Here is a 14,010-nt window from a genome sequence, read left to right on the forward strand (position 1 = left end):
TATATTTCAGAAAGCTTTAAAAAATCTAGGCACCAAATAAAATTATTATAGGAGTGATTAATAAAATGAAAAAAAATATTATAAAACCAAGTATATTGCCAGGATTTATGGAACTATTACCAAAGGAGCAACAGATATTTAATGAAATAGTATCAAAAATAACAAGTGTGTATGAGAATAATGGATGCTTAGTAATAGATACACCAATAATAGAAAAAGCAGAAGTACTACTTGCGAAAAGTGGAGGTGAAACAGAGAAGCAAGTTTATAGCTTACAAAAAGGAAAAAATAATTTAGCATTAAGATTTGATTTAACAGTACCATTTGCAAGGTATGTAGCTCAATATTATAATGATTTAGTTTTTCCATTTAAAAGATATCAAATAGGAAAAGTTTATAGAGGAGAAAGAAATCAAAAGGGAAGATATAGAGAATTTTATCAATGTGACATTGATGTTATTGGAAAAGGACAACTAAGTATAGATAATGATGCTTGGGTTATAAGTTTAGCATCTAAGGCTTTCAAAGCAATAGGATTAACTAATTATAGATTTCAAATAAGTAATAGAAAAATACTAAAAGGTATATTAAGTGAATTAAAAATAGAAAATGTTAATGAGGTAATGATACTAATTGATAAGTATGATAAGGTTGGTAAAGATATATTTAATGAAGAAATAAATAAAATTATAGGAATTGAGAAAGGGAATTATCTTAGTAAAATAATAGATATTAGTGGCTCAACTGAAGAAGTATTAGAAGAACTTTCTAAGCTAGATGTTAAAAATGATTATTTTATTAAAGGACTAAATGAGCTAAAGAAAGTTAGTTTAATGTTAGGTATATTAGGTGTAGAGAAAAATGAATTTGAAATAAATTTAAAAATTATAAGAGGATTAGATTATTATACAGGAACGGTATTTGAAACAATATTAGTTGAAAATGAAAGTTATGGATCAATTTGTTCTGGTGGAAGATATGATAATTTAGCAGAAAATTATAGTAATAATATATTACCAGGAGTAGGTATATCAATAGGAATTACTAGATTGTTTTTCATATTAAAAGAAATTGGATTTATAAATAAATATAATATAGAGAATAGGTTAGATTATTTAATATTACAAATTGGAGATACAATAGAATACTCTGGTAAAGTATTAAGTTATTTGCAAAGTAAAGGATATAATGTAAGTTTATATTTTGAGGATGACTCCTTAAAGAAAAAAATGAATTATGCTAATAAAATAGGAGTCAATAATGTAATTTTAATTGGAGAAGATGAAGTTAGAGAGAATAAAATCAGAATTAAGAATATGAATTTAGGAGAAACTAAGATTATTAATTATTTAGAACTATAAAAAGTTTTAGTAGAGTAGTTAATATAATAAAATAAATTTATAAAAAAGATGTTTTCAAGCATATCAAATAAACTTGAAAACATCTTTTTTTTATAACAAAAATAAGTGAAATATAAAAAAGAAAAAATAAATAACAAAACTATTGCAAAACGTTTACAGAGGGTGTATTATATAGTTAACCGATTCAGTAAACCGATTCACTAGAGAGTCAGTGATGAGAAATAGAGGAGATGAATTTATGAATAAAGTATGTGTGCTTGGAAGTATGAATATGGATTTAGTTGTAAAAGTAAATGATATACCAAGAGTAGGAGAAACTATTTTATCAAAATCATTTGAAAAGATAGCGGGTGGAAAAGGAGCAAATCAGGCTGTTGCAGCTAAAAGGTGTGGAGCTGAAGTTGCTATGATAGCGAAAATAGGGAAAGATGAGAATGGACAAATTCTAAAAAGTAAATTAGAAGAAGATAATATAGATGTAAAATATGTTTTTGAGGATAAAAAAGAAGCAACTGGAATGGCTATTATTATGGTAAATGAAAATGGAAATAATTCAATAATAGTTGTAGCAGGTTCAAATATGACAATTGATGAGTATGAGATTGAAGCTTCAGTGGAAAAGATTAAAGAATCAGATATATTAATATCTCAATTTGAAACATCAGAAGAAATGACGTTAAAAGCATTTAAGAGAGCTAAAGAGTTTGAAAAAATAACAATATTAAATCCAGCTCCAGCAAAGAAAATAAATGAAGAACTTTTAAAAGTAACAGATATTATAGTGCCTAATGAAACAGAGGCTGAAGTATTAACAGGAGTAACAGTTGAAACTTTAGAAGATGCAAATAAGGCAGGACAAGCGTTCTTGGAAAAAGGAGTTAAATTTGCAGTAATTACTCTAGGAGCTAAAGGAGCAGCGGTAATAGGAAAAGATTTTTGTGAATTAGTACCAGCATATAAAGTAAATGCAATAGATACAACAGCAGCAGGGGATAGCTTTATTGGAGGATTAAGTTCAAGGTTAGATTTTAAAAATATTAATAAAGAAAATTTAATAAAGGCAGTTAACTTTGGAAATAAGGTTTCATCAATATCAGTTCAAAGAAAAGGTGCACAACCATCAATTCCATATTTAAAAGAAATAGAAGAAATTTATGGGGAGGATTAATTATGAGAAAAACATCACTATTAAATAGTAATTTAAGTTCAGTAATTTCAAAAATGGGACATACAGATATGTTAGCTATAGGAGATTGTGGATTACCTATACCAAATGAAACTGAAAGAATAGATTTAGCATTAGTTGCAGGTATTCCAACATTTTTAGAAACATTAAAAGTCACCCTTATGGAGTTAGAGGTTGAAGAAGTGCTTATAGCACAAGAAACTAAAGAAGTTAGTCCTAATACACTTGATGAAATAAAAAATCTTATAGGTGATATAAAAATAACATTTATATCACATGAGGAATTAAAGGGTAAATTAAAAGAATGTAAAGCGGTAGTGAGAACTGGTGAACAAACACCATATGCAAATATAATTTTAAAATCAGGAGTTGTATTTTAGTTAAAGGGAGGTATTTAATATGGATAAAAAAATACCAATGCTTAAGATGGAGGGAGTATCAAAAATATTCCCTGGTGTTAAGGCATTAGATAATGTGCACATAACAGCTTATGGAGGAGAAGTTACAGCCTTAATGGGTGAAAATGGAGCTGGTAAATCTACATTAATGAAAATATTAAGTGGGGTTTATCAAAAAGATGAAGGTAAGATATTCATAGATGGTCAAGAAGCTAAAATAAAAGGAATAAAGTCAGCTGAAGAATATGGTGTTACAATAATACATCAAGAAATGAGTGTTATTAATAATTTAACAGTTGCACAAAATATATTCTTAGGAAATGAAAAGTTTAATAAAGCTACAGGAAGAATTAATAAAAAATTATTAGTAGAGAGAAGTAAGCTTTTCTTAGAACAAATAGGGTGTAATATAGATCCAAATAGATTAGTAAGTAGTATTAACGTTGGTGAAAAACAAATGGTTGAAATTGCAAAGGCATTGACTAAGAATGCAAGAGTAATAATAATGGATGAGCCAACTACTGCATTAACAGAGGTAGAAACAAAAAGATTATTTAAAGTTATAGAGAACTTAAAGAAAAAGGGTATTGCTATAATTTACATATCTCACAGAATGGAAGAAATATTTGAAATTTGTGATAGGGTTGAAGTTTTAAGAGACGGTAAATATGCTGGAAATGCATTAATAAAAGACATTGATAATGATAAATTAATTTCAATGATGGTTGGAAGAACTATAGAAGATCAATTTCCTTATAGAGAAACTAAAAAAGGAAGTAAAATACTTGAAGTTTTAAATGTAACTTCAAAGGCTGGTGTTAATGATGCAAGCTTCAGTGTAAGAGAAGGAGAAATATTAGGTGTTGCAGGTCTTATGGGATCAGGAAGAACAGAGCTTGCAAAAGTAATATTCGGTGAATATAAGAAGAATAAAGGAACAGTTAAATTAAAAGGAAAAGAAATAAATATTAAAAATGTTCAAGAAGCAATAAATTATGGTATTTGCTATCTTTCAGAAGATAGAAAAAAAGAAGGTTGTGTTCTTGGACTGTCAGTAGCTGATAATATGGTATTATCAAATCTTAAAAAATATGAAAATTCATTTAAGTCTATTAATAGGAAAAAAGCTAATGAAGATGTTGATTATTATATTAAAAAAATAAATATAAAAACTCCAAATAGAAATCAATTAATAAAAAATCTTAGTGGAGGAAATCAACAAAAGGTAATTTTGGCTAAATGGCTTATGTTATCACCAGAAGTTCTTATAATAGATGAACCAACAAGAGGAATAGACGTAGGTGCTAAAAAGGAAATATATGAATTATTAAACGAGCTTAAAGCATCAGGTAAAGCAATAATAATGATATCATCAGATTTACCAGAGGTTTTAGGTATAAGTGATAGAATTATGGTAATGAGTGAAGGGAAAATATCAGGTGAGCTAAGTAGGGAAGAAGCTTCACAGGAAACTATTATGAAATTAGCAGTAGGTATGAATTAATAGGTGGGAGGAATTTAAAATGAATAATAAATTTAAGGAAAATTTAGATAAATATAAATCTCTTATAGGATTAGTTTTACTATGCGTAGTAATAACTTTTGTATCACCAGCATTTATGACTTTATCAAATATAACTAATGTTTTTACTCAAGTTTCAACTAATGCAATAATTGCAGTTGGTATGACTTTTGTTATCTTAACTGGTGGAATAGACTTATCAGTAGGTTCAACAGTTGCTATAAGTGGTGCATTTGCAGCATCTATAATTAAATCAACTAACAATGTATTTTTAGCAGTTTTAGCAGCAGGTACAGTTGGTATAGTAATAGGATTAATTAATGGTCTTTTAATATCAAAAGGTAAATTACAGGCATTTATTGCAACACTTGCAACAATGACAATATTTAGGGGAGCAACATTAGTATTTACAAATGGTACACCAATATCTAAATTACCAGAGAATTTCGTAAACATAGGTAACGGAAAGTTAGGATTCATTCCAATTCCAGTTATAATTACTGTAATCGTTTTAGCGATAGCTATATATGTTTTAACACAAACAAGATTTGGAAGATATTTATATGCTTTAGGTGGAAATGAAGATTCAGCAAGATTATCAGGTATAAACACAACTAAAATAAAAACACTTGTATATGTTATTTCAGGATTTGCATCATCAATTGCAGGGGTTATCATAGCAAGTAGAATAGGATCAGCTTCACCGAATGCAGGGACAGGTTTTGAATTAGATGCAATAGCAGCAGTTGTTATTGGAGGAACATCATTAGCAGGTGGGGAAGGAAGAATAACAGGAACTTTAATAGGTGCACTTATTATAGGTGTATTAAACAATGGATTAAACTTAATGAATGTATCACCATTCTATCAATCAATAGTAAAAGGATTAGTTATTTTAATAGCTGTATTATTAGATAAAAAGAGCAGAAAGAAAGCATAGGCTACAGATTAAGGAGGACATACTATGAAAAGTATAAAGAAGATATTAGCTTTAGGGCTAGTAACTGTTATGGCAATGGGTTCATTTATGGGCTGCTCAAAAACTGAAAATAGTAAAAAGGTAGGTATAGTATTATCAACTTTAAATAATCCTTTCTTTGTAAGCATGAAAAATGGAGCTGAAAAGGAAGCAGAAAAACTAGGATATGAATTAATAGTTTTAGATTCACAAGATGATCCTGTTAAGGAAAGATCTAATGTTGAAGATTTAATACAATTAGGAGTTGTAGCATTATTAATAAATCCAACAGATAGTGATGCTGTTATTAAAGCAGTGGAAATTGCAAATGAAAGTAATATTCCAGTAATAACATTAGATAGACAATCTAATGGAGGAGAAGTAACAAGTCATATAGCTTCGGATAATATTAAAGGTGGAGCTATGGCAGCTGAATTTGCTTTGGAACAATTAGGTAATGGAGAAAATGTTAATGTAGTAGAGCTTCAAGGTATTCCAGGAGCTTCAGCTACAAGAGATAGGGGCGCAGGTTTCCATAGTATTTTAGATGACAAGTCAAATGTAAATTTTGTATCAAGCCAAGCAGCTGATTTTGATAGACAAAAAGGTCTTTCAGTTATGGAAAATATAATACAAGGGAATAAGGACATACAAGTAGTATTTGCTCATAATGATGAAATGGCATTAGGTGCAGCTAAGGCTATAAAATCTAGTAATATAAATGCAATGGTTATAGGATTTGATGGTGGAGATGATGCTTTAGATGCTATTGAAAAGGGAGAAATGAAAGCAACGGTAGCACAACAACCAGATTTAATTGGAGCACTTGGAGTACAGCTTGCAGAAAAAATATATAATGGAGAAACCGTTGATAAAGAAATTGCAGCTGACTTAAAAATTGTAAGTAAGTATATTAAGTAAATTAAAAATTAGAACTGAGGCGTTAATGTAGTGACAATGAAATTTTAGTATTTCCAGAAGTGTAATATTTCATTTTTCATTCTCGCTGTGTGCGTAACTTAGTTAAATGGTGTAATATATAGCTTAGGGGAAATATAGTGAAATAACTATATTTCCTAATGAAACTAAAATTTTATTTAGGGAATTAGTTTATGAGGTGCAAATTATGAGTAAAACAACTCTATTAGATATTGCAAAAGATGTAGGTTTATCAAAAACGACAGTATCTATGGTATTAAATAAAAAAGATATAAATGTATCAGAAGAAACACGAAATAGAATATTTGAAGCAGCAAAAAGGTTAAATTATATACCTAATTCACTAGCTAGAAGTCTTAGTACTAAGAAAAGTTACACTATTGGTTTTATAATTCCAGATATAGAAAATCCATTTTTCTCAGAGATGGCAAAAGCAATTGAGGCAGAAGCAGAGAAATATGGGTATAGTATGATACTTTGTAACACTTTTAATAGTGGAAGTAAGGAAGAGGAATATGTAAAATTGCTTATAAGTAAACTTATAGATGGAGTAGTAATTGCGTCAAGTGGAGAAAAAAACAAATCAACAGAATTATTAAAAGGTAATGATATTCCTTTTGTAATTTTAGATAGACAGGTTGATGAGCAAGATAATATTAATGGTGTATTTTGTGATAATAAGAATGGAATTAAACTTGGTGTAAAGTATTTAATTGAAAAGGGATATAAAAATATAGCATTTGTTGGAGGAAATAATAAGGGAGTACTAGCTAATTCAAGATTGAAGTACTTTTGTGAGACAGCAAAGGAAAATAATATATTTAATGAGGAGCTTGTATTAGAAGACGAGTTTTCATTAGAAGGTGGAATAAGAGCAACAGAAAAATTAATACAGGAAAATAAAACAATTGATGCTATATTTTATAGCAGTGATGTTATGGCTATTGGTGGTATGAAATACTTACTAAGACAAGGATATTCTATACCCGATGATATAGGAATATTAGGATATGATAATATAGGAATTTGTTCTTTTATTGAACCTGAATTAACTACTATAGCCCAACCTATATATAAGATGGGCGAAGAAGCTTGTAAATTATTAATGAATGAAATAAATAAGAAAAATAAATCAAATCAAATAATTAATTTAACTCCATATTTAGTTGAAAGAAAAACAATAAGATAGATTGGTTGGTGGATAAAATGAATAAGGAAATGTTAATTTCTAAATCAAAAGATGTTAGAACAAATATTATAGAAATGTTATATGAATCAAAATCAGGTCATCCGGGTGGATCATTATCTTGTGCTGATATAATTACATATCTTTATTATGAAAAGATGAATGTAGATGCAAATAATCCTAAGGATGAAAATAGGGATAGATTTGTATTAAGTAAAGGTCATGCAGCTCCAGCTCTTTATGCAGTCCTTGCTGAAAAAGGATTCTTTTCTAAGGATGAATTAAAGAATTTAAGAAAGATGGGCGCAATGCTTCAAGGACATCCAGATGCTAAAAAAATATCAGGGGTTGATGTTTCAACAGGTTCGTTAGGTCAGGGTGTATCAAATGCTGTTGGAATGGCATTAGGACTTAAATATAAGAAAAATCCAGCTAAGGTATATACTGTTTTAGGTGATGGTGAACTTCAAGAAGGATTAGTATGGGAAGCTGCTATGGCAGCAGCACATTACAAATTAGATAATTTAGTAATTATTATAGATAATAATGGGCTTCAAATTGACGGAAATAATGAAGACGTAATGGGAATAAATCCTTTGAATGAAAAATTTAAAAGTTTTGGATTCAATGTAATTACTTGTGAAGGTCATGATTTTAATGAAATACATGAAGCTATGAATATGATAGATAGAATTCAAGGAAAACCAAGTGTAATAATTGCAAAAACAGTAAAAGGTAAAGGCGTAAGCTTTATGGAAAATGAAGCAGGATGGCATGGACAAGCTCCTAATAATGAACAAAGAGAAAAAGCGTTAATGGATATAAATGGGTAGGAGGATCTAAAAATGGGAAAAGCAACAAGAGAATCATATGGAATGGCACTAGTTGAATTAGGAAGAGAAAATAATAATGTTGTAGTGTTAGATGCGGATCTTTCTAAATCAACAAAAACAGCAGATTTTAAAAAAGAGTTTAGTGATAGATTTTTTAATGTTGGAATAGCTGAACAAAATTTAATGGGAATGGCGGCAGGACTTGCTAATGTAGGATGTGTACCATTTGCTAGTACATTTGCAGTTTTTGCAACAGGAAGAGCTTTTGAAATAATTAGAAACTCAATATGTTATCCAAAGGTTAATGTAAAAATAGCAGCAACTCATGCTGGTATAACAGTAGGGGAAGATGGTGGATCACACCAATCAGTTGAAGATATAGCTTTAATGAATTCACTTCCTAATATGACTGTGATAGTACCAGCAGATCATAGAGAAGCTATGCAAGCGACAAAGGCAGCAGCAGAAATGTATGGCCCGGTTTATTTAAGATTTGGAAGATGTAATACTGAAGATATATTTGGTGATGATTACAAATTTGAAATAGGAAAAGGAACAGAGCTTAGAGCAGGAAATGATGTAACAGTAATTGCTACAGGAATGATGGTTCAAAAAGCTATAGAAGCATCAAAAGCTTTAGAAATTGAGGGTATTAATGTAAGAGTTATTAATATGTCAACAATTAAGCCTATAGATAGAGAAATAATAATAAAAGCTGCAAAGGAAACTAAGGGAATAGTAACTGCAGAAGAGCATTCAGTAATAGGTGGACTTGGGGCAATGGTTTCACAAGTAGTATGTAATGAGTGTCCAACTAAGGTCAAGATGGTGGGAATTCAAGATACATTTGGTGAATCAGGAACTCCTAATGAATTAATGGAGAAGTATGGATTAACAGCTGAAAAAATTATTGAGGAAATAAGAAATATAATTTAAAGGAAAATTTATAGATAGTTAGAAAAGGATATTTCCAAGTGAATGTTAATTGCTTGTAAATATCTTTTTTTATAGTTATTAGTTGTTTACTATTAAAAAAAGATAAATAAAATAAACTTTACTAAATATGATTATAAAAATATATGGATTACATTTCATAAATGGGTAAAATATGATAGAATATAATTAATAATTTTTGTCAAATTATTAGAATAGAAATTAGATAGCTTATTTACATCTTTGAATTTATAAAATAAGGAGAATGTAAATATGAAAGAATTTAGTATAAATACTAAGATATATTTTGGGGATAAAGCATTAGATAAATTAAGTGAAATATCTAATAAAAAGGTTCTTATTATCTGCGATAATTTTATGAAAACTAGTGGAATAGCTGATAAGGTTGTTAGTAAGTTAGATAATTGTGAAGTTTCAATTTACAGCGATATTATTCCAGATCCAAGCGTACAGATTGTAGCTCTTGGAGTTCAAAAGTTAAGAAAGTTAGGAGCAGATATTATTATTGCTTTAGGTGGAGGATCATCAATAGATGGAGCAAAAGCCATTAGAGAATATTACAAAAATTTATTTAAGGCAGATTATAGGGATATTAAATTTTATGCAATACCAACTACGAGTGGTACAGGCTCAGAAGTAACTGAGTATGCAGTAATTACAAATAAAGAAGAAAATTTAAAATATGCTTTAGCCGATAAATCACTACTTCCCGATGTAGCAATATTAGATCCAGAACTTGTAAAATCAGTTCCGAAAAGCATTACAGCTGATACAGGTATGGATGTTATTACTCATGCAATTGAAGCTTATGTTTCAAATACAGCAACTGATTTTTCAGATGCATTAGCTGAGAAAGCCTTAACATTAGCTTATAATAATATTTTAAGGGCTTATAATAATGGAAATGATATTGAAGCAAGGGAAGGACTTCATAATGCTTCATGCCTTGCCGGAATGGCTTTTAATTCATCAGGACTTGGAATTACTCATAGTTTAGCTCATGCTATAGGAGGAAAGCTTCACATTCCACATGGTAAAGCAAATGCAATAATACTACCTTATGTTATGGAGTTTAATTCAGGATTAGATAATCAACTATATATGCAAGAATGCAGTGAAGTTGCGAAAAAGTATTCAAGACTTGCAAAACTTTTAGATATGAATGCAAATAGTACAGTTATTGGGGTAAATAATTTAATTAAAAATATATTTGAACTTCAAAAAAAATTAAATATTCCACAAACTTTAATGGAACTTGGTGTAGATATAAATATTGTTTTAGGCGCAAAAGAGGAAATATTAAATGCTGCTTTAAAAGATATTTGTACAAAGGCAAATCCAGTAGATGTTTCAAGAGAAGATTTAGAAAAATTATTAGATAGAATTATAGGAAATAAATAATATATACACGTAAAATAGGTTGCAGTGCGAATGATTTAAGGTTATTTTAGCAGAATGCAGCTTATTTTCGTTTATCAAATATTAAAGTATTAATAAAAAATAATTGTAAGAAATTCATATATTAAAGAAAGTTAAAAATATAACATAGTTAGTTAAAGTTCTAGGGGGTAGACATATGAATAGTGAAATGTATTATATTGGCAAAGTGGAGAAAACCTGTAGAATCAGTAAAAAGACATTAAGATACTATGATAAGCTTGGTATTTTATCACCAGATGAAATTTGTCATGAAAATGGATATAGGTATTATAGTAAAAAGAATATGTTATCGATACCGGTTATAAAGTATTATAAGCAAAGTGGATTTAAACTTGAGGAAATTAAAAATTTAATTTATAAATCTGAATGCAAGGAAATAGAGGAAAGTTTTAGAGAAAAGATTGAGGAGCTAGAGGAGTTAGAAAAAAAATTAGCATTAAAGAAAAAATCAATTAAGGACTGGCATTCTTTAGTTAAAGAAGCCAAAATGGTAATTGATAATAATCTTTGTGAAGTATCTGCAAAATATATTGAAAAAAATGAAATGTTATTTTTAGATCAAAAATTTAGCTATGATTATATGGATTCCATAATAAATATTGAATTTACTAATTATATTGAGAGTATAGGAAATGCCATAACAGGACCTGTTATTATTCAATTTTCATCATATAAGTGTAAGATGAAGGGAAGCTGTAAAAGCATGAGAATAATTCAAAAAGGTCTTTTAAAAACTGATGAAGCAAGGACTATAGAGTTTGGAGATATATTTGTGGCATCTTGCTATCATATAGGATCTCACGATAATATTTTAGATACTTATAATAAAATATTAGATTGGATAGAAAGACATGGCTATGAAGCTGAAGATACTTGCTATGAAAGATATGTAGTAGATTATTGGACAAGCAAGGATTCGAATAATTATGTTACAGAAGTTATGATTAAAATTAAGAGTTAAAATATATGAATTACAATGAATAAAAAAATTAATAGCTATTAATTATTAAAGTTAAAAGCAAACCTTAAATCTAAGGGGAAGGTTTTAAAGGGAGGTTCAATTTAGAGTTGAACCTTCTTTTTTTTTTGCATTAATATTACACGAAGAAAATCGTCAAAAAAATACAAAAAACGAATATCAAATTAATGTAAATATAACATAATATTATTTTTTTGGATATAATTAAATTTAATTATAAATATGTAAACGAATAATAAATAAAAGTTAATAAAAAATTAATATTGACATTGAACTTAGGGGGAGGGATTATAATTTAGTTGAAAATACCAGAGAGAAAAATAAGATTATCTAATATTCTAATATGACAAAAAATTGACAAAAGTTTAAAGGGTTTATTTAAAAGTTAAACATGAACCTTTATGTAAGCGTTTAATTTAATGCTTTGCATATTTTATGAAAATAAAATGATTACTTAAATAGAATAAAAAATCTTTTGAGTAATTCAGTTTATTAAATATAAATTTAATAAAAAGGAGGAGAATTGCTTTATGACGGATATTTCTGTAGGAGTTGATTCTAAAATGAATAGCAAAGAAAGAACTGCTAGAGCTTTAGAATTAAAAGCAAAAATGAAAAGTAATTTTTTTAAGAAAGGAATAGCGATTGCGTTATTTTCGGGTGTTTCATATGGATTCTACACAGCATTCTTAACTATGGGTATGAGTAAAGGTGTTTGGGCAGATTGGTATGGTGAAAACAAAGCAGGACTTTCAACATTTGTAATTGTATATTTACTTGCAGCTCTTGGAAATGCAATAAATGATAGCTGTAGTGCTGTTTGGGCAATTGGAAATTCATTAGTACAAGGTAAGTTTAAAGATTTTTTAAGATGTTTAAATAGTAAGCCAGGAAGAACAATTATAGTGGCAGCACTTTTAGGAGGGCCAATTGCAGGGACGGCATATGTTGTAGCACTTCAAATGGCAGGGCCTATAATAGTTCCAATATCAGCTCTTTGTCCAGCAATAGCTGCAATACTTGGAAAAATATTATATAAACAAGAAATTACGAAACGTATGTCTGTAGGAATTGTAATTTGTGTATGTGCAAGTTTCTTAATTGGAAGCACAGGATTTTCAGGAGGAGTTTCAGATGGATTCATACTTGGAATTTTAATAGCAATAATTGCAGCCTTAGGATGGGGATTTGAAGGATGTGTTGCTGGATATGCATCAACTATGGTTGATCCTCAAATCGGAATTTGTATTCGTCAATTATCATCAGGTATAGCAAATTTATTTATAGTAGTTCCTATAATGGGTGTAATGGCTGGTGGAATTGGTATTTCAAATAAATTAGTAATAGAAGCTTTTACTAGTGGCCCAGCAATGATTTGGTTCGTTTTAAGTGGATTATTAACATTCTTAACTTTCATGACTTGGTATAAAGGAAATAGTATGTGTGGAGCTGGACTTGGAACAGCTTGTAATGGAACATATTCATTCTTTGGACCATTTGCTTGTTACTTAATTTTAGGAGTTGCAGCTGGTATGGAAGGATGGACAATCCCTGCAATAGCATGGGTAGGAGCTATAATCATGATGTTTGGTATATTGACTATTGCAATGAATCCTTTAGATTTATTTAGAAAGAAGGAGGCATAAGAATATGAAACCACTTAACTATGCTATTTTAAAATACTTTACAACAGTTGAAGAGGCTTCTGTTAATAATGTTATGGAAGATCTGAAAGATGATTATAAAAGTTTAAGGACATTTAATAAGAATGAAATAATAAATGCATTACTTACAGCGGAAGCAAATGGATTAATTGAAGAAACTAGAGTAGATTTAGATAAAAATGATGATCTTGAAATTTTCTATCATGCTACTGAAGAAAGTAAGGCAGCAATTAATAGCTATATAAAAGATTAAATTTTAGGATATTTAAAATAGGAGGTATTTTAAATGAAATATTATGGTGATGAAGCTTTAGGATTAGTAGAAACGATTGGCTTAGTTCCGGCCCTTGAGGCAGCGGATAAAATGCTAAAAGCCGCAAATGTTGAATTAGTTTCATATGAAAATATAGGTTCAACTTTAGTTACTATAATGGTAAAAGGTGATGTTGCAGCCGTAAAGGCAGCAGTTGAGGTTGGGGCAGAGGCAGCGGCTGCAATTGGAAAGCTTACAGCTAAAAATGTAATGCCAAGACCGATTAGAGAAGTTGGAAAAATAGTATCAGTACATGATATAGATGAGTAAGAGGGGA

The 14,010-nt window shown here is 29.2% G+C and carries 14 protein-coding genes; all 14 read left to right on the top strand.

What is annotated here, in order from left to right:
• The first annotated feature begins 65 nt into the window (after positions 1-65).
• The 14 genes from hisS to I4V51_RS01325 all read left to right on the top strand — a co-directional run bounded on the left by hisS (position 66) and on the right by I4V51_RS01325 (position 14,003).
• Complete coding sequence (hisS, locus tag I4V51_RS01260; RefSeq protein ID WP_195986513.1) at positions 66-1,361, top strand: histidine--tRNA ligase; 1,296 nt, start codon at positions 66-68, stop codon at positions 1,359-1,361.
• Between the two features lie 238 nt (positions 1,362-1,599).
• Positions 1,600-2,529, top strand: coding sequence for a ribokinase (gene rbsK / locus I4V51_RS01265; protein WP_195986514.1), 930 nt, complete (start codon positions 1,600-1,602; stop codon positions 2,527-2,529).
• 2 nt (positions 2,530-2,531) lie between these two features.
• Complete coding sequence (gene rbsD / locus I4V51_RS01270; RefSeq protein WP_195986515.1) at positions 2,532-2,927, top strand: D-ribose pyranase; 396 nt, start codon at positions 2,532-2,534, stop codon at positions 2,925-2,927.
• A gap of 19 nt (positions 2,928-2,946) precedes the next feature.
• Complete coding sequence (locus I4V51_RS01275; RefSeq protein WP_195986516.1) at positions 2,947-4,449, top strand: sugar ABC transporter ATP-binding protein; 1,503 nt, start codon at positions 2,947-2,949, stop codon at positions 4,447-4,449.
• Positions 4,450-4,468: 19 nt separating this feature from the next.
• Positions 4,469-5,407, top strand: coding sequence for a ribose ABC transporter permease (locus I4V51_RS01280; protein ID WP_195986517.1), 939 nt, complete (start codon positions 4,469-4,471; stop codon positions 5,405-5,407).
• Between the two features lie 24 nt (positions 5,408-5,431).
• Positions 5,432-6,346 carry a ribose ABC transporter substrate-binding protein RbsB gene (gene rbsB, locus I4V51_RS01285; protein WP_195986518.1) on the top strand — a complete coding sequence of 305 codons (915 nt, stop codon included), beginning with the start codon at positions 5,432-5,434 and terminating at the stop codon, positions 6,344-6,346.
• Between the two features lie 205 nt (positions 6,347-6,551).
• Entirely contained in the window at positions 6,552-7,553 is a 1,002-nt protein-coding gene (locus I4V51_RS01290; RefSeq protein ID WP_195986519.1) for a LacI family DNA-binding transcriptional regulator, read from the top strand.
• Positions 7,554-7,570: 17 nt separating this feature from the next.
• Positions 7,571-8,383: a transketolase gene (locus I4V51_RS01295; protein WP_195986520.1), complete on the top strand. Its 813-nt coding sequence runs from the start codon at positions 7,571-7,573 to the stop codon at positions 8,381-8,383.
• 12 nt (positions 8,384-8,395) lie between these two features.
• The gene (locus tag I4V51_RS01300) at positions 8,396-9,319 is read left to right on the top strand and encodes a transketolase family protein (protein WP_195986521.1); all 924 of its coding nucleotides are present in this window, start codon (positions 8,396-8,398) and stop codon (positions 9,317-9,319) included.
• Positions 9,320-9,589: 270 nt separating this feature from the next.
• Complete coding sequence (locus I4V51_RS01305; RefSeq protein ID WP_195986522.1) at positions 9,590-10,738, top strand: 1-propanol dehydrogenase PduQ; 1,149 nt, start codon at positions 9,590-9,592, stop codon at positions 10,736-10,738.
• Between the two features lie 175 nt (positions 10,739-10,913).
• Complete coding sequence (locus I4V51_RS01310; protein ID WP_195986523.1) at positions 10,914-11,738, top strand: MerR family transcriptional regulator; 825 nt, start codon at positions 10,914-10,916, stop codon at positions 11,736-11,738.
• Positions 11,739-12,319: 581 nt separating this feature from the next.
• Entirely contained in the window at positions 12,320-13,402 is a 1,083-nt protein-coding gene (locus tag I4V51_RS01315; protein ID WP_195986571.1) for a hypothetical protein, read from the top strand.
• 4 nt (positions 13,403-13,406) lie between these two features.
• Positions 13,407-13,673 (top strand): hypothetical protein, encoded by a 267-nt coding sequence (locus tag I4V51_RS01320; protein ID WP_195986524.1) that lies wholly within the window; start codon positions 13,407-13,409, stop codon positions 13,671-13,673.
• Positions 13,674-13,706: 33 nt separating this feature from the next.
• A complete protein-coding gene (locus I4V51_RS01325; RefSeq protein WP_195986525.1) occupies positions 13,707-14,003 on the top strand; it encodes a BMC domain-containing protein in 297 nt (98 codons plus the stop codon).
• Positions 14,004-14,010 lie beyond the last annotated feature (7 nt).

This window comes from Clostridium sp. D53t1_180928_C8 (genome assembly GCF_015667795.1).
Taxonomy (GTDB): domain Bacteria; phylum Bacillota; class Clostridia; order Clostridiales; family Clostridiaceae; genus Clostridium.

Excerpts from the sequence above, each read along its gene's own strand:
- hisS (WP_195986513.1), top strand. The coding sequence starts at position 66 with ATGAAAAAAAATATTATAAAACCAAGTATATTGCCAGGATTTATGGAA.
- rbsK (WP_195986514.1), top strand. The coding sequence starts at position 1,600 with ATGAATAAAGTATGTGTGCTTGGAAGTATGAATATGGATTTAGTTGTA.
- rbsD (WP_195986515.1), top strand. The coding sequence starts at position 2,532 with ATGAGAAAAACATCACTATTAAATAGTAATTTAAGTTCAGTAATTTCA.
- I4V51_RS01275 (WP_195986516.1), top strand. The coding sequence starts at position 2,947 with ATGGATAAAAAAATACCAATGCTTAAGATGGAGGGAGTATCAAAAATA.
- I4V51_RS01280 (WP_195986517.1), top strand. The coding sequence starts at position 4,469 with ATGAATAATAAATTTAAGGAAAATTTAGATAAATATAAATCTCTTATA.
- rbsB (WP_195986518.1), top strand. The coding sequence starts at position 5,432 with ATGAAAAGTATAAAGAAGATATTAGCTTTAGGGCTAGTAACTGTTATG.
- I4V51_RS01290 (WP_195986519.1), top strand. The coding sequence starts at position 6,552 with ATGAGTAAAACAACTCTATTAGATATTGCAAAAGATGTAGGTTTATCA.
- I4V51_RS01295 (WP_195986520.1), top strand. The coding sequence starts at position 7,571 with ATGAATAAGGAAATGTTAATTTCTAAATCAAAAGATGTTAGAACAAAT.
- I4V51_RS01300 (WP_195986521.1), top strand. The coding sequence starts at position 8,396 with ATGGGAAAAGCAACAAGAGAATCATATGGAATGGCACTAGTTGAATTA.
- I4V51_RS01305 (WP_195986522.1), top strand. The coding sequence starts at position 9,590 with ATGAAAGAATTTAGTATAAATACTAAGATATATTTTGGGGATAAAGCA.
- I4V51_RS01310 (WP_195986523.1), top strand. The coding sequence starts at position 10,914 with ATGAATAGTGAAATGTATTATATTGGCAAAGTGGAGAAAACCTGTAGA.
- I4V51_RS01315 (WP_195986571.1), top strand. The coding sequence starts at position 12,320 with ATGAATAGCAAAGAAAGAACTGCTAGAGCTTTAGAATTAAAAGCAAAA.
- I4V51_RS01320 (WP_195986524.1), top strand. The coding sequence starts at position 13,407 with ATGAAACCACTTAACTATGCTATTTTAAAATACTTTACAACAGTTGAA.
- I4V51_RS01325 (WP_195986525.1), top strand. The coding sequence starts at position 13,707 with ATGAAATATTATGGTGATGAAGCTTTAGGATTAGTAGAAACGATTGGC.